This is a genomic window from Ruegeria sp. P10 (assembly GCF_056534925.1).
The window spans coordinates 390,655-414,799 of record NZ_JBQERJ010000002.1 but is presented as its reverse complement, the minus strand read 5'-3'; the positions used below and the strand labels follow the sequence as shown (position 1 = coordinate 414,799).

18 protein-coding genes and 1 tRNA gene are annotated in these 24,145 nt (G+C 49.9%); 12 read left to right on the top strand and 7 right to left on the bottom strand.

Going from position 1 to position 24,145, the window contains the following annotated elements; translation table 11 throughout:
• The first annotated feature begins 148 nt into the window (after window positions 1-148).
• Window positions 149-769: a thermonuclease family protein gene (locus ACR0FB_RS05120; protein ID WP_480620356.1), complete on the top strand. Its 621-nt coding sequence runs from the start codon at window positions 149-151 to the stop codon at window positions 767-769.
• A 706-nt stretch (window positions 770-1,475) separates the two neighbouring features.
• On the opposite strand, the gene ACR0FB_RS05115 is transcribed toward ACR0FB_RS05120, so the two are convergent.
• Genes ACR0FB_RS05115 through zorA form a run of 4 tightly spaced genes read right to left on the bottom strand, consistent with a single transcriptional unit; the run spans window position 1,476 to window position 9,393 of the window.
• The gene (locus ACR0FB_RS05115; RefSeq protein ID WP_480620354.1) at window positions 1,476-4,946 is read right to left on the bottom strand and encodes an SNF2-related protein; all 3,471 of its coding nucleotides are present in this window, start codon (window positions 4,944-4,946) and stop codon (window positions 1,476-1,478) included.
• Window positions 4,947-4,957: 11 nt separating this feature from the next.
• Window positions 4,958-6,289: an EH signature domain-containing protein gene (locus tag ACR0FB_RS05110; RefSeq protein WP_480620352.1), complete on the bottom strand. Its 1,332-nt coding sequence runs from the start codon at window positions 6,287-6,289 to the stop codon at window positions 4,958-4,960.
• Complete coding sequence (locus ACR0FB_RS05105) at window positions 6,286-7,431, bottom strand: OmpA family protein (protein WP_480620350.1); 1,146 nt, start codon at window positions 7,429-7,431, stop codon at window positions 6,286-6,288. Before ACR0FB_RS05105 ends, ACR0FB_RS05110 begins: the two co-directional genes overlap by 4 nt.
• A 3-nt stretch (window positions 7,432-7,434) precedes the next feature.
• Window positions 7,435-9,393, bottom strand: coding sequence for an anti-phage ZorAB system protein ZorA (gene zorA, locus ACR0FB_RS05100; RefSeq protein ID WP_480620348.1), 1,959 nt, complete (start codon window positions 9,391-9,393; stop codon window positions 7,435-7,437).
• Between the two features lie 353 nt (window positions 9,394-9,746).
• Between zorA and ACR0FB_RS05095 the strand changes: the two genes are divergently transcribed.
• The 5 genes from ACR0FB_RS05095 to ACR0FB_RS05075 all read left to right on the top strand — a co-directional run bounded on the left by ACR0FB_RS05095 (window position 9,747) and on the right by ACR0FB_RS05075 (window position 11,805).
• Window positions 9,747-9,840: transfer RNA gene (locus ACR0FB_RS05095), tRNA-OTHER, on the top strand.
• Between the two features lie 189 nt (window positions 9,841-10,029).
• Window positions 10,030-10,620, top strand: a complete 591-nt coding sequence (locus tag ACR0FB_RS05090; RefSeq protein ID WP_480620346.1) for a hypothetical protein — start codon at window positions 10,030-10,032, stop codon at window positions 10,618-10,620.
• 40 nt (window positions 10,621-10,660) lie between these two features.
• Complete coding sequence (locus tag ACR0FB_RS05085; RefSeq protein ID WP_480620344.1) at window positions 10,661-10,810, top strand: hypothetical protein; 150 nt, start codon at window positions 10,661-10,663, stop codon at window positions 10,808-10,810.
• Window position 10,811: 1 nt separating this feature from the next.
• The gene (locus ACR0FB_RS05080) at window positions 10,812-11,588 is read left to right on the top strand and encodes a hypothetical protein (RefSeq protein WP_480620342.1); all 777 of its coding nucleotides are present in this window, start codon (window positions 10,812-10,814) and stop codon (window positions 11,586-11,588) included.
• On the top strand, window positions 11,581-11,805 hold the full coding sequence (locus ACR0FB_RS05075; protein WP_480620340.1) for a hypothetical protein: 225 nt from the start codon (window positions 11,581-11,583) through the stop codon (window positions 11,803-11,805). The genes ACR0FB_RS05080 and ACR0FB_RS05075 overlap by 8 nt, the downstream gene beginning before the upstream one ends.
• 282 nt (window positions 11,806-12,087) lie before the next feature.
• On the opposite strand, the gene ACR0FB_RS05070 is transcribed toward ACR0FB_RS05075, so the two are convergent.
• The gene (locus ACR0FB_RS05070; RefSeq protein ID WP_480620338.1) at window positions 12,088-13,278 is read right to left on the bottom strand and encodes a hypothetical protein; all 1,191 of its coding nucleotides are present in this window, start codon (window positions 13,276-13,278) and stop codon (window positions 12,088-12,090) included.
• Between the two features lies 1 nt (window position 13,279).
• Window positions 13,280-13,753, bottom strand: coding sequence for a hypothetical protein (locus ACR0FB_RS05065; RefSeq protein ID WP_480620336.1), 474 nt, complete (start codon window positions 13,751-13,753; stop codon window positions 13,280-13,282).
• A 111-nt stretch (window positions 13,754-13,864) separates the two neighbouring features.
• On the opposite strand from ACR0FB_RS05065, the gene ACR0FB_RS05060 reads away from it, so the two are divergent.
• Both ACR0FB_RS05060 and ACR0FB_RS05055 read left to right on the top strand, forming a co-directional pair.
• The gene (locus ACR0FB_RS05060; protein ID WP_480620335.1) at window positions 13,865-14,761 is read left to right on the top strand and encodes a hypothetical protein; all 897 of its coding nucleotides are present in this window, start codon (window positions 13,865-13,867) and stop codon (window positions 14,759-14,761) included.
• Between the two features lie 160 nt (window positions 14,762-14,921).
• A complete protein-coding gene (locus ACR0FB_RS05055; protein WP_480620333.1) occupies window positions 14,922-15,671 on the top strand; it encodes an IS5 family transposase in 750 nt (249 codons plus the stop codon).
• Between the two features lie 426 nt (window positions 15,672-16,097).
• Here the strand turns inward: ACR0FB_RS05055 and ACR0FB_RS05050 are convergent, their stop codons facing one another.
• Window positions 16,098-16,820: a hypothetical protein gene (locus tag ACR0FB_RS05050; RefSeq protein WP_480620331.1), complete on the bottom strand. Its 723-nt coding sequence runs from the start codon at window positions 16,818-16,820 to the stop codon at window positions 16,098-16,100.
• Window positions 16,821-17,974: 1,154 nt separating this feature from the next.
• On the opposite strand from ACR0FB_RS05050, the gene ACR0FB_RS05045 reads away from it, so the two are divergent.
• The 4 genes from ACR0FB_RS05045 to ACR0FB_RS05030 are packed head-to-tail and all read left to right on the top strand — an operon-like array spanning window position 17,975 to window position 23,754.
• Window positions 17,975-18,646 carry a hypothetical protein gene (locus tag ACR0FB_RS05045; RefSeq protein WP_480491553.1) on the top strand — a complete coding sequence of 224 codons (672 nt, stop codon included), beginning with the start codon at window positions 17,975-17,977 and terminating at the stop codon, window positions 18,644-18,646.
• A gap of 5 nt (window positions 18,647-18,651) precedes the next feature.
• Window positions 18,652-20,913, top strand: coding sequence for a DDE-type integrase/transposase/recombinase (locus tag ACR0FB_RS05040; protein WP_480620329.1), 2,262 nt, complete (start codon window positions 18,652-18,654; stop codon window positions 20,911-20,913).
• The gene (locus ACR0FB_RS05035; RefSeq protein ID WP_480620327.1) at window positions 20,910-21,911 is read left to right on the top strand and encodes a TniB family NTP-binding protein; all 1,002 of its coding nucleotides are present in this window, start codon (window positions 20,910-20,912) and stop codon (window positions 21,909-21,911) included. The genes ACR0FB_RS05040 and ACR0FB_RS05035 overlap by 4 nt, the downstream gene beginning before the upstream one ends.
• Window positions 21,865-23,754, top strand: a complete 1,890-nt coding sequence (locus tag ACR0FB_RS05030; protein ID WP_480620325.1) for a TniQ family protein — start codon at window positions 21,865-21,867, stop codon at window positions 23,752-23,754. Before ACR0FB_RS05035 ends, ACR0FB_RS05030 begins: the two co-directional genes overlap by 47 nt.
• Window positions 23,755-24,145: the final 391 nt, after the last annotated feature.

Sequence of the window (24,145 nt, the reverse complement as noted above, 5' to 3'; positions counted from 1 at the left end):
GCGCGTGAATGCGCTCAGCTGGGCAAATCCGTCACTTCTCTCAAAGCGAATGTGAAGCGTCCCTAGCATATCAACCCGAACGTGTGCTTGGGTCGATCATAATCAAGTATGACAATTTTGATTGACCTAACTTTTGGAGACCTGTCTCGTGGAAATCTTGATAGTTCTAGGTTTGGTTTTGGCTGTCGCGGTGTATTTGGCAGTCCGCAGCAACAGGCCTGGCGGCACAACTACCACTCCAAGCCAATCTGATGTACATGAAAAACCTAGATTAACCACGAACCAACGGCAGAGCACATCGCAGCCACAGCGTTTTGACCCGGACCACAAGCTACCAAAACCCGACGTCAGGATACTGGCGGGTTCAGCCTACGTTGTAGATGGCGATACATTGGTCATTAAGAAAACACAGGTCCGTTTGTTTGGTGTCGATGCTCCCGAGATGAACCACCCCTATGGTAAGAAGGCAAAATGGGCGCTCGTTTCGCTCTGCAAGGGTCAAAAAATTAGGGCGGAAGTGACCGAGCAAGATACCCACGGACGGACTGTTGCAAAGTGCTACCTCGAGGATGGCCGTGATTTATCCGCAGAAATGGTCAAACTTGGCCTAGCGATAGATTGGCCAAAATTCTCAGGCGGAAAGTATCGATCAATGGAAATGCCTGATGCCCGAAAGAAGCTGTGGCTGGCAAATGCACGGCAAAATGGACACATGGGTCTGTGGAAGCAATATGAAGCAAAGCAAGCCGCTCGAAAACTGAACAACTGAGGATTTCAGAAACCACCGCCGCACCAAAGTATTGCAAATAGCTTCGACCGACATAGATTTTCCTCGGCCCGATGCAGAACATCATCGGTTTTGCATCGGGCCGTTACGCAACCAAAACGGACGAGAGGAAGTCAGCCGCGCTAATGGAAAATCAGTTGGCACTCCGTGATCCCGTGAAACATCAATCGACCGACCTAGTTTAGAAATGATTGGTCAGAGGTTGCGAAATGTTCAACGACGATGTCCTTGCAAAGTGCCCAGAATGCGGCTCTTCCGATAGTAGAATTTCGAATGAAGATATCACTTGCAGTGCATGTGGTTTTAGCGAGTTGCTTGTGCTTGATGATCAGGCACGTGAAGGAATGCAAAACGACATAGCAAACGTATTGAATATGGCAAAAGCGCGAGACGTTTTGCAGCGATGGAGTTTCGCGGGTTAATCTTTTTCAGCCGCTAGCCGGTGCGGTGTCTGATGAACTCAAACGCATCCAACCCCGTCTCTTGGCATAATACTGCTTTCTCTAGTTTAAAATACCAATTTGCGTTTCGGGCGAACGATCTAGAATTTTTCAACAGCAGAAAATCAAAGAGTGCTAACCCTCGGCCAATAGCCATAGTGAAAAAGATTGGCCAATGTGCGGCGGTGGGCCAGCTTATTCGTTATATTTGGCATGAGGTAGTGCAACCAGCCCTTAAACAAAAAAGCCTAAATTATGTGGTTGGGCCAAAGTGACAACCGGTGTCTGTCCACCAGTGTCACCTTCATTTCAGCAGCCAGCTGTTTCGCGTAGCTATCAAAACCTGCCGCGTTTGTTAGGACAACACACTGATGGCCTTTACTGACATCGTATCGACTGACTGAGTGAAGGACTTCACGAACCGGCTTTGCGTTCATAAGTTTTTCATGGTCGTCTGTGAACTTGCATTGCACTAAGACGACGTCTCCACGCTCGCGGTTTTCGAGATGAGTGTCGAGGCCACCATCTCCCACCCGCGGTGTTGTCGACATTTTCCAGTTGCCGCTTTTTTCGGCCTCGCGACCACTCCAGAGTTCGAATTCCTTCCAATCTAATCTGTCGATATCTCGGATATTGAACTTACTTTGAGTCATCCCTGAGATCATTGCACCTTGATCGGCTTCAATATCCTCCGCCGGCATTAGGATATCTCTGAATAGTTTGCGCTTGCGTACCATAATGTTGTTCAGGATGCAGTCGAATGAGGCATCCTGATGATGAGGATGCACTGCAATCGGGATATGAATAGTGCAGTCTAAGTCTTGACCGATGCGATAGATACGGTCGTTGCACTGTTCTTCAACGGCTGGGTTCCACCAACGCGAAAGATGGATAATGTGAGTTGCGGCAGTCATGGTAATACCGACACCCGCAGATTTTGGCGAAAGGATGCGAATGGCAAACTTGCCATCTCCACGGGTATGCTTGAAATCCTCAACGATATTTCCTCTGCGTTGAGGGGTTGTCTGACCATTTAATATTGGTATGTCGTCCAAGTCATAACGCTCACAAAGGAGGCGTCGCAGCAGGTGCTGCATCTCGTGTGTTTCGAGGAACAAAAGAACCTTTTCTCCTCGATCTCTCACCCCATCAATGATCTCGACTGCCGCTTTGATCCGTGCTGACCTCTCCATCATGGTCGCAAGTGCGTCGGGCTGTTTGTGCAGCTGCTGTAAATTACCGGGGTAGAGCGAAACGGTTCTAAGCTGATGAAGGATTTTAAGTACGCGCCCATGCACATGATTTTGCAGGCCTGCAAATACCATGTCGTAGGCTTGGGCTTGGATTTCAGGCATTTCTGTTGCGTAGAAGCGATACTTCTTCAAGGGAAGTTCCTTTACGGTATCGCTTTTCATCCTGCGTATGCCGATAGGCGCTATAGGTATCCCAACGCCAGGTTCTGAGTAACTATGCGAGAACATCTCTTCGTGAAGTTCCCGATAAAGGGCCTCGTCCGCATTTTTGAAGCGATCCATGAAATCACGCAAGCTGCCGAGCGAGCCGGGCGCGATGGTGTCTATGATAGCCCACAACTCCGAGAGTTCATTCTCAACGGGGGTGCCGGTCAATCCTACGGTGAAATCAGATTTCATGGACTGAGCGGCCCGATGAGCCAGTGTGGTGACGTTCTTGATGTTTTGTATCTCATCAAAAACGACAGCGGCAAAATCGATTTTGGCGAATTCGACTTGGTTTTGAGCAAGTGTTTGATAGGTTGTCAGCACCCAAAAGATCCGGTCTTCCTCATGTTGGGTGTCCAATCCGAGATCTAAATTGTGGCTACCATCACTTGCTTTCGTTCTAAGGCGCTTCAATCCTGATCCATAAGCATCAATCCTAGATCCAAGGCCAAGGAAACTACCCATATGAGTTTCAACTTCTTTAGCCCAGTTTTTAAGGAGTGTCGTCGGCGCAACGACGAGGATTGGCTTCTTTTGATCTGATGGCGCCTTTCGCATGTTTTCCTGCAACCACGCCATGAAGGCGATGGTTTGTAAGGTTTTTCCTAGACCCTGATCATCAGCGTTCAGGACGCCGGGCAGACCTTGCAGGTAGGCGTCAATCTGCCAATCAAGCGAGACGTCTTGGTGCTTCATGAGCGTTGCGGTGATCTTGGGCGAACGGTTTATTTGGATGTGGCGAGGACGCTCTGTAAGTTCGCGTCGATAATTCAGTTCGTCGAAGTTATCCTTGATCAGAAGAACCCGTTGTTCAGTTGCTTTAGTCTCGGTCTCGCTACCCGTATCCTGACCTGGCTTGGGCTTGGGCTTGATCATGCCGACCAACTGATCAACAATGCCTTTTACTTCTTCGGTCGCGGGAATCTCATGCCCTTCGTGGTGAACGGTTTTTTTCCCATTTTTAATAGCTTCTGAAAGCTCGGCTTTCAGGCCTTCAATTTTTTCCTGAGGTAGGGTGATGAACTGATCACCGAGATAGATCCCGAATTCCTCAGGTTCCCAGCTATTTGGAATGCGTTTGACCCAAGGTACTACGGGTGGAACCCAAAGCCCGAGCTCGGTAACTCTGTCCGAATACTCCTTAGTCTCGACGAAAATAGCGGAAATGATTTGTTCAACTTGTTCCTGCTGGATGTCATCAGGAAGATCGAGGGCTTGTTCTGCTTCCAGCTTATTTCGATATACTTCCGCGATGGACTTGGCTGGATTAGCTGCGAACGCCTCGCGGGCTTCGGGAGAGGCTGTTTCGATATCGCGGACGTGTTGTAAAGCGGGAAACAAGAGCTCGTCGATAAGGACATATTCTCCGCTTTCGAGAAGGTAGGTTCGTTTCGCAGCTTCGTAGGAAAAAAAACCTTTGCCGGGATCGCTTTCGAATGTGAGACGCTCTTTGGGCGTCAGAAGTCCTTGTTTTTCACTGGCCGGGCTTTTCCCGGCGGCCGGCACCTTCCCGAAGAGAACGGGTTTAATTTGATAACCGTGTTCATTCTTGAACGAGACATCGAAGGAAATTGCGCGAGCCGTCTTCACTTGGAAACGAGATAGTGTGTCATCCAGACGAATTGTTAGCTCGTTCAGGTTGTTTGGGTTAGCGCCACCAAAGAAACTGGAGGTAGGATCATCTAGCGGATCAGTATCGACGTCGGTTTGATGGACAAGCGCCAACACTTCGGCAACCATCTGCATCTGTCGCGCGACGCTTTTGTCGGAAGCTGCCTTATACTGGTCGAGGATAGCGCAAATCTCGAAAACGGGATCCGGGATGATGTAAGTCTGACCGTTTCGTGATTGAGTAAGGAAGGCTCCGTCGCGTTTGACGCGGATGTTTTCCCCCTCATGCTGCCAGCGGGGCAAGATCACAAGATCGCCCGTTGCTAGGCTTCCCTTTTGCTCAAGGCGAAAGGTAAAGCTGGGGTTGGGTGGAAGTCCAAGCGCTTTCAGTGAATTGTTGCTGAGTTGCGCGAGAGCTTTGTCATAAATGACAATGCCGTCTTTTAATTCCAAAGCCTGCTGCTTCTGATCTTCCATGAGACGTGTAATCTCGGCATGAGCGAGGCTGCCCGAGGCTCCGGTTCGTGCGGACCATTCTCGGAGGTGACGCTCTTCCAATTTGGTGCCAAAAAACAGAAGTCCTTTCGTGGTCTCGAGGAAACGCAAAACGATCCGGTTGTCTTCTCTTTTGTAGTCAGTTTCAAACATGAGAATTGGTCTTACCTATTCCGCCGCATGTAATCTTCAGCCTTCTGCATCCAGTTTTGATATGCGTCATGCGTATATTCGACGCCTTGAGCTTCGGGGCGCGCGTGAATTTCGTTTCTGTTGTAGGACTTCCGATGCAAATGCGGGGCATTGTAGGAGCCACGGTTGAATATTCGAACCCTAAAACTGTGAGTGCCTTCAACTATGGTGAGGTCGCCTACCTTCATAATAAAAAAACACTTCTCTCGTTCGTTAAAGTTTAGGGTTCCGTGTGAAAGGAATGATTTGTCTTCATGTTCACGGGCGAGACTGCGAGCGTATCGCGCACCATTTTCGTTCAAAACCACCCAAGCATCACTGATCCATTCTCGTTGGTCGATGGCAGCCCAAAATTTCCGCCTAGGCTCCCACATGTGGCTGCCCTCAAACTTGCTAATAATGTCAAAGAACATCTTGAGGGACTTGCTGGTCATCCAGCGGTTCATTATCTCTCGAGTCTCTGTGGAAACCCCCGCCCATTTTGCCTGTGAAACCCGTGGATCTCCAAAGTTCCGCACCAGAAAGCGTTCCACATCGTCTCTCAGTTCGGGGTTGTCCTGATCAGCGAAAGGGAGCACCAGAGCATCAATTCCGGCAGCTCTTGTCGCCTCAGCCGTGGTAGTGGAGTTTGGGCACAGCCAATTCATCACCCGCTCGAACGGAACTCTGTTAAGTGCTTGCCTTTCTTGGGCTGTGCTTTTTACCATCTTAGCAAAGACATCTTCGAACAGACCATTAGCATGGGGAGACCATATGCCCCACGACTTTGCGAGCTCGTAGGGGTTGTTGTTCTGCGAAAGCTCTTCGGCGATCAATCCAGGCGCTACTGCTGGTTGAAAAAGTTGTAGGTCTTCCACGAGGTGGGTGCGAACCGGAATATCCTTGGCGGGTTTGTTGGCCAAGATTGAACGGAGTCTGTCGAGGGTTGGACTCACTTCCCGGGATGTTTCGATATAGGCGTCCAGCGCGGCTCGGCAGTAGCTCTTGCGACTGGTGCTCTCCAGTGTGTCAAGGAGTACGGCCGATACATTTGCCCACCTGACATCATCACGTACCTCTGAGGTAAGGAAAGACCGCAAGATGTCCGACGCCATATGCCATGGAAAACGTGACCAATCATTGCGATCCATCCGTTGCTGGAACTCGGCTAGCCTTGCTTCGAGGTCTTGTTCGGTTTTGGAATTCTGACCCATACCATACTTCTGCTGGACCCTTTTCACCGCTCTGTCCAGATGCACGGTCGTGGCGTTGAGCTCAATCTTTGAGGAACTTTTGGGTGCTATAAGAAGTTCAGACAGCTTCATTCCTGAACACCCTGGGTTTCAATTGCCGCCTGTATCGCAGCTTTCAGGCGCTCGACCTCTTCAACGTTTTTGGGGGTCGTCATGATGAAGCGCATGTCGATTCGTCGGTTTCCGTCTTTATCCGCTTGGGTTGTTCCGAAATTGATCGGGCGCGTTTCCCCGTAACCCGATACAGACAAGACTTCTTGACCGACGACATCAACGCCTTGCACGTCATCTAAGAGGTAATTGGCGTTCAGGAAGTCCGTGAGTTCAGGCCGATGCTTTACGAACACTTCGTACGTGGATGTTGCGCGTCTGGTAGAGAGATTGAGGTTGTAGATATCCGCACCATCGCTGTCTGTGTGACCTTCAATCTGCACGGCCTCGATGACGGAGTTGTTCGGGTTGCAGTTGTCAGCGATGGCTGAGTTCGCGCCCAAAGTGTAGCAGGTTAACTCTTCAGTCAGGATCTCTGCAATCTTCCGCATCGTTGCTGTTGTACGGCGATCAGGTGTGGAGCTTCCAGATCGGAACTCGATTGCGTCTTCGCCAAATCGTACGACACCACTCACCTCATCCACGATAACTTTGATACCGGCGGCGATCAGGCGGTCTTCAATCCGTGATAGAAGAATATTTCTGTCTTCTGAGATGCCCTTGAGGGCCGTCTCGACGGGGTCTGTTTCAAGCTGGTTACGCAGTTCCTTTAGCTCTGCTTCCAGCGTTTTGATCCTATCCCGAAGATCCTCGATAACTTCCTTTAGATCAGTATTCTCAGTTTTGAGTGCATCATTTTCTAACTGGAGTGCGTCAATCTCGGTTTGAAGCCTTTTGTTTTCGAGTTCCAGGCGAGCCAATTCTTCACGCAAGCGCCGATTATCTTCACGCAGCGCTTGAAGGCGATCCCCTTGGTCGATGCGTGTTTCCAGTTCAGCTTTCAGTTGAACGATTTCAGCGCGCAGATCCTCGTTCTCAACTCGAAGTGTTTCCACTTGTTGTTGTAGCTCCCGAATATCAGGGGCTTCATCAATCAATAGTGTGGCAAAATATGCCAGAACCAACATGACAATGAAGAGGATAGAGATCATCAGATCGGTCATTGTAATGAAGACCGATTCCTCCTCTTCTTCTCTTCGTAGTTGGCGAGATGTCAGTGCCATGGATTATGCCCCGCGCTGAGTTGGCTCGAATTCGGCTATTCCGTCGAGAACCGTTTGAATGGATTGAATCCCATCCCCGAAGCGGGTTGCGACCTCCTGTGTAAATCTACTGACCTGATCTTGAGACTCTGCAAGACTGCTCTCGAGCAGTTGGAGTGCGGATCCGAGATTTTGGTCGATTGTCTCAGCGTTTTCTACGACTTCTTTCAACCTAGCTATGGACGCTTGCATGGCCGCCATCGTCTGATCCACGGTGCTGCGGGAAGCCTCCATCATTTGCAGGCTACCTTCTAGTGATGTTCGAATGGCATTGTTGGTTCGTTCAATGCGCTCTACGCTTTCCGCAATTGGTCGGGAAACTCCCTCAAGAGATTTTGTGGAGTCTGTCAGGCTGGCGGAGGCTCTCTCCTGGGCATTGGTCGACAGGTTCACTGCATTTGCATGTTTGGCTAGCTCTTGGTTCGAAACCTCGAGTCGCGATGCCATTGTACGGATGGGATCCACAAGTGAAGTGTTCAGATTGCTTTGGAAGTCTGAAAGGCTACTCAGAAAATCACTGGATACGTCTGCCAGCTTCTGAGTAAGATCGGACCCGGCATTAGCAACCTTCTGGTTCACTTCAGCGCCAATCTCAGCAACCGCCGTAGTGGCTTTTTCAGAAACTTGGTCACTTGTGGCGTTGATTGAGCTCGCAAGGCCAGCGGTAGCATCGATGATCGAGTTTGCAGCGTCAGTCATCTTATCGTTGTTTGCCCGCATGCCGGCATCAATTGACTCAAGCAACGTTGCAATGGCGTCTTGCGAAGCTTCTTGCTCCAGTTCGCGAGCCTTGCGTGCGACCGCTTGATCCTCCTCCAGCTGTCGCCGTGCGCCCTCGACGACCGCATTCAAGTTTTCAATGCCCTTCGACATTTCGTTGCCAATACTGTTTCCTGAGTTGGCGAGGCGGTCAGCGACATCGATAAGCGTTCTGTTTATTGTCGAAAGAGTTCGAGACATCTCGTCCAAACTGTCGTTCAGCTTTGCATTTAAAGCATCTCCAATTTGCCCGACCATACCGGTGACTTCTGTTCCGGCGCTGTTGCTTACTGTGTCAAGAACGGGCTTAAGGTCTCTGGCCAGTGTTTGGCTAACCGTATCTCCAATCTGGGCACCGAGGTCATTGCCCAAAACCTTCAGCTGTGAAGTCTGTTCCTGCGTAGCTTTTAACTGATCGACGGCGATTTTTTCCGGAGTTTGAAAGCGAACCCTGTATTCGATGTCATCGCAGAGTTGCGCAACTTTTCTATCCAACGAAGCGGCCTGCATACGGTAGGTAATGGTAAACAAAATAGAGGCCAGCAGACCTGCCAGCGACATTGTGAACTTGCCACGCGCTGCGGCCAGGAACTCGGACATTGAATCTTGGTTGATATTGTCGAGAGTACCAAGCGCAGCGATAATCCCAAGAAATGTTAAAAGTAACCCTACCGAAACAAAGATTCCAGGTAGGTGACGCCAGACGCCGTGCTCAAATCCAAGGTCGTGACTGTTAAAAAAGAAGTTTGGGCGAACAGTGTTGAAAATTGGTTTATCACGATCTTCTTCCTCCGGTATTACCAGTGTTTCACCATATTCATCCCATGCGCGACTTACGTTGTAGTCATACCCACGGAGTTTGTTTGGCTGCGCCTCAGTCGAAATTTTGCTGTGAATTTTGTCAAACTGTTCGGCAAACTCACGTCGCGTAGAAGCCATCCTTATTGCCTTATGGATTCGGTTAACTGCCGCGACTTTCAATCGGTTTTGCAGGAGAAAAATTACCATAAAGAAACAGAAGGCACCCCCAATTCCAACCGTGACTAGGCCAACTGCGGCTTCGTCTTTCACAAGTTCAGCAACCGAGAAAATGATGTTGGTTGCATACATTCCAATTTGTGAAGAAATTGATCCGTTTTCAGAGAGCATTGCTAGCGTTTCCATGAACCATTCAGAACTAAAGGGTGATTTTTCTGTAAGATCGACTACTGATTGAGCGCATGCAACGTGGTTTATTGAATGCGTGGACTTGCTGTCACTATCGCTATTGTTTGAGCAACTTCGCCCTCGTAGCTCGGAACGAGCGAGGCAGGTATTTGCATCTAAATAAATCCGCGCTTAGAAAAAAGTTTGAAAAAATATTAAATAACTTCAGGTATTTAGTCAATTTTTGGTGTAAGGCGAGATTTCCTTCTTGACCCGAGTTACATAAAGGCCTCAGCCTAGTGCCATGACATGCACACACATCCACTGCCACCGAATATCGGCCTAAGGTCGATAACCCACGCGAAATCCGTGGGAGGCAGCATTGGTATGCGGGCGAGGCTTATATCCTTGTAATTGCTCCAGATTAGAGTGCACGAGTCGGTTCGATTCCGACGCCTCCTACCATCCCCTTGGAGGCTACTCATGTCACAGCACTACACAACGAATGAAGAATTTGAACGACCTCCGAAGGCGTTCACCAACAAGGGTTTGGTCTCAGTATTCAGGAGCCACTTAGAACCAGTTTCATTGACAAAAACACTCTTTTTCGACGGGAACAGGTGCCGGAACTGTCCAAAGAGAGAGTGCTGAAACATGCTCAAGATCGTTGTCTATGTGAACGAAAACGAGGTTGCGAGGGCTCATTTGGGTAACGCCAGCGACCTTACTGATGTGTCTGATTATGAGGTCCAGATGAACGAGCGAGGGGCCGAAAAACTCGGCATTGAAGAGCGAGGCATTAGTGGCGAGATCTTGCGGCACAAGCGCAAGCAAACGGTCTGGTCGCTTGTCGAGAAGGCCGCAGCACTCTGGATGAAGAAGACAGGTGCGCGAGAACCTAGCGTTGAGATTGATGAAGTGACGACGGCGTTCCTGAAGTTGAAGAAGGCCAAGTTTCTCGCCGCACAAGCATCGCTGTCTGATCCGATTGGCGCAGAGGAGTTCGACGCGCTCGCTGCTGACGTCGAGATTGATCCACTGACCAGGGCGCTTTTGGCACTGCAAGAGGCAAGGATCGCACTTGGCCGGGCAAATCTATCTGATCCGATTTCCGCAGATGAGATCAGAGCCCGCAAGGTACATGAGGAGAGTGACAACAAATTGCTGTCGCAGATCAGGGTGAGCATTCGCGAGTTGGATGAGCGCATCGCTAAGAAAGAGAATGACGATGGCCAGAACGATTGAACCAGTTTTCTCGAAAACTGATGATCCTAGATTCCTGAAGATGACGTTTGCTGTCCACGATAGCGAAGGCAACATCATGTTCCCAATCTCACCCAAGGATTTCGAAGGTATGGAAGATCTCACTGACGAAGAGGTCGTGCGTGCAGTTAGTAACAAAGCTGACGCATTGGCGCATCTGAAGGATGGGTAATTTGAAACCGGTCGTTGACTGGAATGACATTCATACAAGCGTTCTGAACGCGCTTGGAGAACACCGTGTGGGTTGGGCTGATCAGCTCGCGCTGGTGCTTGAGGATGTAAAGCGTAATGTTGCTCAACGCGCTGATGTCTTTGGGAGTGAGCTGCCAGAGGTCGTGCAGATAAAGCAAAAATTGGGAGGCCTTCGTGTCTGCACACGAAAGTGCAATCGAAATATCCTCGATGAGCTGGATACGCGTGTCGACGAGATTGAGAAGACGTGTGAGCGGTGCGGAAATTCTGCCGGAATCCAAAGCATCCAGGGCTATCTCACGACGCTTTGTTGCTGGTGCTACAACGACTACCTTCAAAGTCGGTTTGAAGGCGCTGAGGCGAGGTGGCCAACAGATCTTGAGCTCAACGTAGCAAATCGCTTTCCAGACCTGGTGAGCGCTGATACGGCGTCATTGTGGCCAAGCATTGGTCCGGGCAGGCTGGTCTTGCTTGGCCGGTTCCTCGCAGAGGCGGAGCATCTGGTTCGAGAGACCTGTGAGACACCGACTCAAGTGCAGATCTCGGATGTGACGACGGGCTCAGACGGTTCAATCCAGATCAACTTCCTTCGGTACGATCAATGCCTGGATCTCCCGCTCAAACGTCTCGTACTGGACAGCAAGCGCACATGTGCAAGATGTGGTCATGTTGGGGATATCGTACGGAAGAAGAACAAGGCAACTGCCCTGTGCGCGCACTGTCAGGAGCAAGGCGATTGGAATCCCTTCGATGAGTGATGAGCTTTCCGATGAAGAGACCTTTGGACGTCGGTTGGAGTCCATCCCTCTGGATGACATGATTTATGAACTGAAAGCACGACTGAAAGAGGGTTCAGATGCATGGCCGGCACTTTTAACGACGGTGCAAGAGTACATCGTGGGCGCTGCTTCAGCTGATGAACAGCAGAATGGACAGACATCTGGAGTAAAGACAATAAGTGACCAAAATGACTGAAAAAGAAAAAACACAGACGGAACTGGTAGCGTCTATCAAGACCTTGGCCTCCCAAAACCAATCGTCGGCCACCTATTCTGCGACTTAAGGATCGTCGCCTTCCAAGAAAGTTATTACCCGATTGAGATCGCGGTTTTGAGGGTGATCGGTTGGCGAGGGTTGCAATCGATAAATTGTCTGAAGATTTTCGCAACATAAGTGCACAAACATTAAACCAGCTACAAGGCTGTCCTAAACCCTCCTTTACAGCCCCATTCCCAGCCCTGATTTCGTCGATTGCTTTCAGATCGAAACGTGGTGTCCGATCTGCGAGGAAGCCCAGTCAACAATCCAATTTGATCGTACGGCGAATCCTCGAGCGCCGTCTGTTCCAAACAACATAGCTGCCCAGTATTCTGAGTTTGATCCAGTTAACACCCATGAGCCTGAATCTCCGTCAACTGGAGCCGATGACATAAGTGTATTCAATTTGCCTCCGACCGGCACTTTTGCTTCAGGGATTAGCTCAATGGCATCTTTAAATAGATATGTTCGATTTTTCCTTTGGAAAGTGTAGCTTATCGCTAGTGATCCGAGTCGGTATTGCAAAGATGTTTTGGCTCCATAGGCTCTAACTCTCATTCCTGTGCTCAATGCAGAAATGACGCCAGACAACGGGGAAGCACTAGTAACTGAATTCGTCTGAATCAGTGCGCAATCAATCATGTTGAGAACAGGGCCGTTGCCTGGATAAGGGTTGGGCTGCGTGTGCTGCAATGGATCCTTCGAAGCTCCACTTGGGAGTTCAAATAAATCCGCTGAAACGACGCAGGTGAGCCCCAACGTGCTATTACGGATTGACACATTATCACCAGCCCCACAAACATGCGCACAAGTTAAACCCAACTTCGAGCCGTCGCCGGTATTCGTAACGTATCCTCCCAATGTTCCGTTACCTCGGTTTTGAACTAATAACTTTTTCCCGACGACTCCACAGAGGCTAGCCATAGGACGTTCTTCCACCTGTACGAAGTGGTTTTTGTGCCTCCGAGCTAAGTTAAGAAGCTGAATTACTTGTTCCTCTTGTGATTCATCCTCGCTGCCAATTAACGGAGGTGCAGGACTACGGAAGACGATAGTCATCACAAGTGGGCTTCTTTTATCGGGCTGCCCAATAAGGTTTAGATAGTCTTCCCACCCTTTTGGTGCTTCCCACAAAGATCGATCTCTGTACCAACCAGGCCAATTTCTTGACACTTTGGCCTCAATACTACTAAGAGATGCATTCAACTGTTGGGAAGCGATTAGATCAGACAAAACCTGGTCACTACTACCGTTTATGATTCCTTCTTCTACGTCCTTAAATACAATCCAAAGTGGATGCACACTTATTAGGAATCCGGAAACGATTTCGATCAACCCAGCTTCTTTCGTAATCTCATGAAGTTCTTTTTGTTCGGTGAAATACTCGTGCAGGCGCACATAGTTGACCATTTTAATTACCCCCCGAGACCTTAGGTTCGAATGCTCCCGCGACTAAACTGAAAATTGGCGCACAGAGAGCTGCAACAAGAGAATCATGAACTCCTAGCAGGATGAAAGCTGATCCGCCTGTAGCATAAGCCCAAAGGACAAAACTTATTGTGCCGAGAGTAGCGTTTAATACCCAAGGCTGGTCGTCGATACGCGAACGGTAGAGGTAAATTGGCGTGAAAATAAATCCCAGCACAACCAAAAAAATGGCCGAATACATAGCCACTGGGTCCGCGCTGGCAACTTCGGGAACGCCCTCAGGTAAAGAATTTAAACCCAGCCTGCCCTTAATCAAACTGTCAGCAGCAATGTAAACACCAACAATCTCAACCGGGATGTATTTAAGCAATCGATCTACGTATTTATCTGGAGGGGCTTCCCTCCAATCACCGTCTATCAGCGAAGCATTGGTACGAGGGACCACCAAGCGTGACATCAACAAATCCTCTAAAAATTGTGATATGAATAACCACAAGTATAGTGAAAACAACTAGTGCTCGCTAGCCTGGAGCAAATCACAAGCAGACCGACGCAGACGACCAGCACAATGGAACCTGATATGGGCAGACGTCAACAAGAGCTAGTCAACCGCCTCTGCAACTTCGTGGAAGAATGCTATTTCGTCGATGCACGCATTTCTTTCCAAGACTTAGTTCACATCTCTGAAAACCTAGAGTTCCCATGCCAAACTGTTTCTCATAGGCATTTTGTTTACGGCAAAACCTTCGAACAGATCGCGTGCAAGGTGACTGATCGGCACTGCCTTCAACGGGCGCTAAAAAAGATAGTCAAAAAAGCCCAAAAATTCCTGGACGAAAAGGAAAAAATAAATAGAGAAACTTGGTTGATTCCTGGACATGGTGAGTTGATTTTTCAAGGATACTTATTTGTGCTGTCGCACACATATTTGGTGTCAAACGGAATCCAAACTTTGACTTCCAAACCTCCAGAGATTTCATCTGTTGCGCTACGGTGTTTGGAGCGCGATAGGTACGACAAAACTCCTACAACTGCTACAAACATTACAACAATTAATAAGGGGCCTGCACCCTCGACCGGCCTAACGTTAAGACTTAGGCAGCTATTGCTCTCCGCATTTTTCGGACATCGCAACAGCAAGCATAAAGCGCCAGAGCTTCACTTTTCGATATTTAGTTGCAGATCTAAAGACTGTCCTATTAATCAAGAAAAATTTCTACGTTCAATTTTGGAAGAACAATTGTGTTCATCTGTTATTGATGTCTCAAGACAGCTACAATTAAACCCACAGCTTAACCTAGAAAACAGAGAAGAATGGTTGTGCCATATGGAAAGTAACGCTTGGCACAGCAAAGATTCGGATGTTTTTTGTGCGCCAACATCAGCGAACAACAAACAGGAATTGTGCGCCTGGATTGAGACAAGACTATGCGCTTACTTAAAGCCAGTGCCTCAACAAAACTGACTGTTGTAACCTTGTTCGCGTTGAGAAAAAGCTGGAGATTAGAAAAATCTCGGTACTCAGTATTACTTGACAATAATATTCACTGGAATTGTTCTAGGGTCAGGACCCATTGATTTCTGCGGGGTTGCGTGATTCACGGTTCGAAAAACGAGCGGTGAACATGTCTGATTTTTTTTGGCTGACCGACGCCCAGATGGCGCGTCTTGAGCCCTTCTTCCCAAAGTCTCATGGCAAACCCCGCGTCGATGACCTGCGGGTGTTGAGCGGGATAGTCTTCATTAATCGCAATGGTTTGCGCTGGCGCGATGCACCGAAGGAATACGGCCCGCACAAGACGCTCTACAACCGATGGAAACGTTGGAGCGACAAGGGCATCTTTGCCCGGATGATGGCCGGATTGGCCGCTGAGCACGGCGAAGATAAGACCGTTATGATAGATGGGACCTACCTGAAGGCGCACCGCACAGCGACCAGTTTGGGCGTCAAAAAAGGGGGGCGTGGACGCCTGATCGGTCGGACCAAGGGCGGCATGAACACGAAGCTGCACGCTATCTGCGACAGCAAGGGACGCCCACTCAACTTGTTTGTAACCGCTGGGCAGGTCAGCGATTACATCGGCGCACGGGCCAGCCTGCCAGATGTCGAATGGCTGTTTGGGGATCGCGGATATGACGCTGATTGGTTCCGGGAAGCGTTGAAATACAAAGGGATACGTGCGTGCATCCCAGGCCGGAAGCAGCGGAAGAAAGCGGTGAAGTACGACAAGCGTCGCTACAAACGTCGCAATCGGATCGAGATCATGTTCGGAAGGCTGAAAGATTGGCGGCGAGTGGCAACCCTATACGACAGGTGCCCAAAGGTCTTTCTCTCGGCCATCGCACTGGCGGCCACCGTCATCTATTGGCTATGAGTCCTGACCCTACAGCGTCCAAGAAACTCACTGCAAAATCTTTGTTATAAATTGGGACGGTATACTCGGTATCTACGTTTTCTTTTACGGAAACCAACAATTCACCGGCTCCGTCGTAAAAGATCACAGCAGAGCCTGCCATTACGGTGAAACCAAAAAAAGTATATGCAAGGTATTTGAACATAATCAAAAATCTGCTGAGCTATCGTCGTCGAACTATAGCACCGGCTGAGCTTCACGCATAGCGAGTGGCGATGAAACCGGTTCCCGGTTTCATTTTACGCCGAGGTGTGAGCTTCAAGGATGGCGATGAATGGTCGAAGTGGCCGGGGAAATGTGGTGGTTGGTTAACCCGCTGTAACCGGCGCGTTTCTGGGATGGGGACAGTAGCGTTGGAGGTTTCCGTTGCAGATTTAGACCAAACTACTAACCGCAGAGACCCGAGACTTTGCAGAAAATGAATGCACTCATCACTCCGCACATTCCAACCAAAAGGAATGCAAGGCTATATGGCATGATTGAGACAGATCTGCGGTTCCGTACGTTGAACTTCTCTTTGTATTTGGACCCATAGATCTCAACAGCGTGCTTCCAGACTTTGTCCGAATGGGTCTCAATACAAACCTCTTTCGCATAAGTTTCTAGCTCGACAACAAAATCATTGAAGAAACGGCTGTCTGATGGGTGGAAGCTCTTCAGGTAATTTCTAAAATATTGAAAACCCAGCATTATCTCTAAAACAATTATTCGAGGGTATAGATCGATGATCCTTTGGTCATAGCGCCTCTGAATAGTTACGGAATAGAAAACCAAAACCGCAAAGCAGAACCAGCCAATCAAAGCCAGCGTTGCCTCTTTTGTGGCGAAGGCCGCGCTGAAGAAGCCCAGCAAGATAGCAAAAGACCCAGTTAGCGCGAGCTGGTTCCACACTTGGATTACTCTAACGAGGTTCATTCTTTGATTGTTGATAGTTTGGTACTCATACCTGTGGTGGGAAAAGTCTCCTGACAAAGCTGCGCTCCTAAAAATATGGTCGTCATGATTTGATAATAACAGCGTGGATGGAACGCAAAACCTGTTGTGGGCGTGACGGAGTGCAGGTGGGCGCTGCAAAATCAGGACCCGCGTCCGATAAATTTCGGTAACCACCGCGACCCTCACAGCCTCTCATCGCCTCGGCGCACCAATTCTATCGCCACTTTCACAGAGAAGCACTGCGCGCTCTGAGCGCCCTGCGTCACTCTTACATATGTCATATGCTGTTGATACCGTTTGGCTAACCGCCGTGAAACCGTCCCGATTGATTGACTGCGATAGTGTCGGAGCACATTGAGCGGAGACTGCCGTGGGTTCCAAAGAGCCCCGGCTCCAGTTTCAACAGGCGGCGAATCACCTCACTCAGGACACGGGTGGATTGGCTGTCGAGGCCATTTGAACAGACGAAAGTGAAGGAATTCTATTCTTACACTTGAGCGCTCTCTCATGCCGCAACAACAACTATCTCTCTTTCAATTTATCCTTACTCGGAAGAAGTGAATTAGGCAGAGCCTAATTCAGGGCCGCATTTTGCAACGCAAGCGCTCCCAAGGATAAATGTTTAAAAACAGTGTCTTATTGTGAGATCTGCGGGAGTTTGATATGCTGATTGGCGTGTCAAACCTATCCCTACCTGGGGGGTGCACGAAATGAAAGCGAGGCTGAGAGATATGCCATTCGTTGTAGATAAATTTGCTGCCGGTGACGCAGTGCTGAGTTCGGAGGCGCCTTTTCGTTGAAAAAGTCGAAAAGCACAAATCGGCTAATCAATGAGGTAGCCAGTTGTTTAGAGTGGGGTCGAATGATCTGACAAATTAGTCACACTTTATCGGCGTAAAAGTCACGTCATCTGTACCCGCATCTTTTCGCTTGCGCAGACCTCCGAGTTTTGAGTACGAGGAACGCCCATGCAAAATGCTTACCATCATATCGCGCCCAATCAGATACGGGTTTTCTGAGTTTCCGATCCGTTGGTAGCTCTCTTCAGCGATAGGTTCACATATCCTTCTTCTGCTGCGAGCTCCTGTAGGCACTAAGTCGATATGAGGCGCTTGTCATGGCGTTTACTACAAAACTTTTGGGGTTCTTGAAGATGTGTTGCGATAGCCATCGCGACATCACTCCTTCTTTTGCTCCGCGTTTCTTGAATCTCACGCGAATAGCCGTGTGATCGGGCGGTTTCGGCCGCCTGCTTCCCACCAAAATTCAAATCACGAGTTTTTCTACCGAACGCGTTCGGTGGGCTCGATAAGACGTGAGGTATTCACATGAAGAAGAACTTTCCTGACGGAATCCGGCTCCCGTCAGATTTTCGTTCAGACCGTGCCATTGCGAAAGCCGCGAAACGCCATTGTACTGCTTACACCGTGATCGGTTCAAACCCGGGTGTAAGGGTTCAGGCGGAGTCTCAACTTGAGTTGGTCAATCTGCTGGTAATGCACGCGCAGCTCGAGGTTGAAGACATCTTCGATCAAGTGCGGTTCCGTTGGAATGGCTTCAGCGAAAAGGTGCGAGAGCATGTGTTTGATTACGTCGCGCACATCCGTGGAGGCTCTAAAGTTGCTTTCGCCGTAAAGCCAAGCTTTCAGGCCACGAAGTCGGTATTTGTAGAAAAAATGCAAGAGGTTGCGTGGTTCTCCGTTCAGTCTGGCTTTTGCGATGAAGTACGTATCCTGACGGAACGCAGCGCAGATCAGATTGAAAAGAGGAATGCAGAGCTTTTCTGGGCCGTGCGGCAGCCTATGCCGAGTGCTGACGACGTAGCTTGGAATGTAGCTCAAGACCTTCTGGGCGCAGCCTCACTGCGTGACCTTACAATCAAAACTGGACTTGGAGCCGACGGTTGGCGAGCGCTCGTGCGTTTGGTTGCCGCTCAACATCTTGTGCCACTTACCCGCGAAATCATCGACCCCCAAACACTTGTCCAAAGGAAAGGATAATTCCCATGACTGTTCACTATGATCTGACCAAGAAAATGGCTGAAGCGAAGAATACCGCAAGCGCTTCAACAAAAAGCCGCTTCGAAATCTCGATGCATGACCGTGTAACTATTGCAGGCAAACGTATGCGGTTGGCCGGAAAAACTGCAGACGGCTATGTCCTTTATCCAACTTCCGGATCAGGACTTGCCGAGTTTTTTGGTTATGAAGAATTGAGCCGTCGCAACGCCTCTGGCGAAATTGTGCATGAACGTAACCACTTCTTGCCCAAGGCGGATCGCAAACCAAACTTCAATAACTCTATCTCGCTGTTCGATTTGACGGAAAAGCAGAAAGAGCGGTTCTGGAAACGCTACAGCTTGGTAAGCGCTTATCTGGAGCTGGAAAGCGAGGAGCGTGTCTCACCAAATGACAAGTCGATCAAGGAGTGTACGGCGGAAATTTGTCAATTGGCCGCAACAATTGCCTTGGAAGAGATGCCGACCCCAGAAGAGTGCATGCGCGACGAAGAAATTCGGTCTGGAAAGCGGCGTCGTCGTCATGGCGGCGGACGGATTGTAGGGAGCGTTGAGCCTGTCCATGCGACCACCCTGAGGAAGTGGGTGACTGCATATCGTCGAAACGGCAAGCTTGGTCTTATCGATAGCGTCCATAACCGCGGAAATCGGTTTAGTTACTTCAGCTCCGAAGAGAAAAAATTGCTCGATGCAGAAACGCGAAAAAGTTACTTCAATCTCAACCGACCGACTCAAAAGAAGACTACCGAAGACGTTCAGCGGGCGTTTGAAAGGGTCAACGAGGAACGTGAAAAAGAGGGTCTGACCCCATTCCGCGTGCCTAGTCGCGATGCAGTGCGCAGATGCATCAAGAGCTATAGTGAGTTCGAAGTTTTGCTGCACCGGTACGGGTACGACGAGGCGATGAAACGCTGCAAGCCGGTAGGGCGGGGAATTGAGACTTCTCGATTGGTCCAAAAGGCTCAAATGGATGAATGGCGGGTCGATCTTTGCACCCTTGTGAACAGCACAGGTCTTGGCCAACTGTTCAATCAGAAAGAGCTCGAGGACCTTGGTTTGCTTGGCGAAAAAGGGGCAAAGAGCACACGTTGGTGGTTGTCTGTCATGATTGATTGCCGCAGTCGCTGCATTCTTGCGATGAAACTGACGAAGAACCCTAAATCCGCCACGGCAATCGATTGCTTGCAAATGGCGGTACAGGACAAAGGTGCATGGGTGGATGCCGTAGGCGCCGAAGCGGCTTGGGACATGTTTGGCTTGCCGGAAGTCCTTGTTACGGACAATGGAGCTGCCTTCAAATCGCAAGAGTTCATCAGCACTTGCCTGGATCTGGGTATTACCGTTGAAAAAACCATCGCCGGCATGCCCGGTATGCGCGGAACAGTCGAAAGGTTTTTTAAGACTGCATCGACGGGGCTTGCTGCCCGACTTCATGGTCGCACGTTTTCGAATTCGGTTGAACGCGGAGATCATCCGACAGAGGAGCGCACCTGCTTGAACACAGAAGATCTGTGCTTTGCGCTGGTGCGCTGGATTGTGGACGTTTACCATAATACACCTCATGAAGGTCTGCACGGCCGGACACCGCTCGAGCAGTGGAACAAAGACATCGCGGACGGCAACTTCCCCGCTCAGGCAACGCCTGATATGCGCAAGAGGCGGCTGATTTTTGGAAAGAAACTTGAACGGACCCTGAGCAAATCAGGTGTCACAGTTTTGGGTGTACAGTACCACTCAGAGCAATTGGCGGAATGGTTTGCGCATCGTGGCAAGCAGGATTTGCAAGTCAGTTGGTTGCCTGAGAATATTGGTGCAATCTTTGTGAAGCTTGGGGAACACTGGCATGAAGTGCCAGCGGTTTACGATGAATTCGACAGTGTTCATGCACAACAGTGGGTTGCAGCTCGACGTAAGATGAAGAGTTCTGAACCGCGTAAAAGGGCGTGGGAACAGAATGTCGTTGCAAATGCGCTTGAAGCCATTGATGCAATGAATCTCAAAAAATCGCTCGAGTTCGGTCTGGTTTCACAGGTCTACTCTGAGACGCGCATGGCGGCGTTGGAAAAGGAACTGTTTGTCGGATTTTCCGTTTCCTCGTCTGAGACGCGGCTGGAACAGGGGCCAACGCAGTTTGGCATTACCGTTGCTCCGAAAAAACCCGACTACTTGTCCGAGGACGAGGGTAATCAGGACCGTCATCCACCCGTTGAAAAAGATGTTTGGGAGAGCGACGAGGAGGATGACAAATGAATCAGATCAACCCAGTTATCGATCCTCAGACGGTTATGCAGTCGTTGCGGGCCAAGTACTTCACAAACAATCGGCACCACCAAATTACGCGTGAACTCGACCGTTTGCTTCAACCCGACCAGCAAGGTGGTAGGTTGCCTGCTCCGGAACTCCATGCAGGAGGGCTTGAGGCCAGGGGGCTTATGGTTGTTGCGAAGCCGGGAGATGGCAAAACTACCGCGGTTCACAGGGTCCTGAGTCGCCACCCGGCGTTGCAAGCGGCGACGGGGCAGGACTTGCCTCGGTACATCCGCATTCAGGTGCCAAGTCCAGCAACACTTAAGAGCTTGGGCCGCGCCATTCTCGGAGAACTCGGAATGACCGGTGTTTCAGATCGAGCCCCCGCTTGGGACATCTGGCGTGTCGTGAAGCATCGCTTGTCGTTGTTGGGCATCGTCGTGCTTTGGATCGATGAAGCCCAAGACGTTTTCTTGTCACGCTCAGCACGTGAGATTGACGACATGCTCAAAACGCTGAAATCGTTGATGCAAGGAGACCAAGCAGTGGTCCTGGTTCTCAGTGGTACTGACCGGCTTCTTGAGGTGGCGCGCTACGACCAGCAAGTCGACCGACGGTTCAGGAAAATCATGTCTCGACCGCTTGTCGTGGGTCACCACGAACAAAACCTTCAAGGTTTGATTGATACATACTGTCAGATGGCCGGTATCCGGCCCGACATCGAACCGGATACACTGAGGCGACTTATCCATGGCAGCCGGGGTCTGTTCGGAAGAGCAATCGAGACTATCCTCGCGGCCATCGAACAAGCCCTCTACGAAGAGAACTACTGTTTGAAGCGATCTCATTTTGCGGAAGCTTGGAGCATCCAAGAAGGCTGCTCTTGGGATCAAAACGTGTTCGAGATCAATGATTGGGCAGCGCTGGAGATTGATAGCGACGCCGAAGAGTTTGATGCAGAACGAACCCGGCGGCAACATCAGCAAGTTGGACGGGGTTGATTCATTGAGTACAATTTTGCCAATGATGCCCATTTTGCCAGGTGAGAGCTTTGTTTCATGGGTCAGCCGGTTCGCCCGTGTTCAATGTGATATGTCTGCGAAAGAGTTTTCTTCTTTTGTGCGTATTCCACTTCAGGACCTCGCCAGGACCCGAGACAACGCGGTTGAGCAGATGCATCAGCTGACCGGCATTCCTGTGAAGCGACTTACGCAGGGCGGATACAAACAACTTGCCTTTCGCTACTACAAACATCGAGATGAAGAGTTTCATTCAGAATTCGTTGCGGGCAATCGAGTAAGTTATTGCCCGCAATGCATCTTGAACGACATCTCGGACTGCCCTCAATCGTTGAGAATGCCGGTTGGGAAGATCAATTGGGCTTTTTCACCTGTGAGAACTTGTCCCGTTCATTCCGTTCCTTTGGTCAGAGAGCCTGGGAGAGGCCGAGGCAATCTCTTCCTGGACTTGGCTGCCCATATGCCAGACGAAGCGCGATTGGCAAAGCTGGCCGAAATTGGGAAACAGAGGCGCATCTCTGAACTGCAATCTTACCTTGAAGCCAGACTTGAAGGGCGCCCTGGGCCAGAGTGGCTAGACGGGCAGCTGATTGATCTAGCCTCACGTGCATCTGAAATGCTCGGTGCGTGTATCGCATTTGGTCCAAATGCAAATCTTCCAAATCTATCGCAAGCGGATTGGGACTTGGCCGGGGCGGTTGGGTACGAGTTTACTCGATGTGGCTCTGAAGGCATTCGAGAAGGGCTTGAAGCGGTGCAGAAGAAGACGCCATGCTCCAAGATCCAAGCCGGGCCGCAAGGTGTGTTCGGTGTTCTTTATAAGTGGATTCAGTTCAAAAAAAACCGAAAACCGATTGGGCCATTTCGGGAGGTTTTCCGTGAACATATTCTGGAAACCATGCCAATTGGTGCGGGAACGATTCTGTTTGGAGAACCCGTCGTGCAGCGGCGGCGTCATTCTGTAGTGTCACTGAGCCAGAAGTTTGGTGTGCATCCCAGAACTGTTCAAAATGCGCTGATGGTCGCCGATCTGCTGCCTGCGGACTATGACGCAAAACGGGATTTCGGCGCCATTGACGTTGCACGTTCTGAAGACCTTCTCAGGAGGATGCGGCGTTCGGTTCCGATTTCTGAAGTTCCAAAATATCTAGGCTGCAGACGGCCCCAAGTGGCGCAGCTCATCGAAGCCGGCTTGCTTAAACCAATCGCGGGCTGTAGAGATGGCCGAAGGAGCATTGCTCAGGGAGTTGACGCCAACGACCTGGACAGTTTTGTGAACCGCTTGCGAAGTTTCGGACAGCCCATTTCTGAACCTTCAGAGGGTGTGTTGGGAATTGCCAATGCGGCTGAAGCCTTGAAAGTGCCCGCTGTCAAGATTGTCGAACTGTTGCTCCAAAGGCAACTAACTGGAGTTGAGCTTCTCGACGAAGAACTGCGTTACCAATCTGTACTTGTTGACGTGGCAGAAGTGGGTGAAAAACTCGGTTGCCGAACTGGTTCTCCCGGGAAATCGATTTCGGATGTCGCGCGAAAGCTTGGCCTTTCTGCCACCTCAGTAGACTTCCTTCTTCGAACGCCACTAGACGGAATGGAACCGGTTCTCACTATTTGCGGACAAACTAGACACATGGGGCAGATGCGTGATCTTGTTAACGCTGCTAGCGTGGACCGTTTCAAGTTGGACTACCAAAAGATTACCGACGTTGCGACGAGAATGGCAACAACAGTTCCGGAAGCCCGAAGGAAGTTAAAATCTCGAGGGATCTTGCCAGTTTGGGATCCCAAAGCGGCGGGAGTGGAGCTCTACAGAACCTCAGAATTCTAGAGGAACAAAAAGCTGAAGTAGCAGCCGCCCTTTGGGGCGGCTTTTTTGTTGCCCAATTTTTTTGTGGGCGACAATGAGTTGTCAAGATGGGCGAAGTGGCCGCGGATTAATCAAGGGTGATGCTTAATGTATATAAAAAACAATGCTTTAGTTTTTGGGGGCTGCCGATTATGGGTTATTTATGCCCAACGGAACATTTGATGTGGTGTGAAAGCTCGCATCAGTTTGCAATTTGACCAGCTTAAACAGCAATTTTGACCACTAAAAGTTTGCCACCGCCCTCAAAGGGGCGGTGGCTCTCTATTTTCTGGGATGTGTCGTGATGAGTTGAGTGGCTTCACATCAAGTCTTCGTAGCCTCGCAAGGCTCAGCTAAACTCAGATAGTTGAAG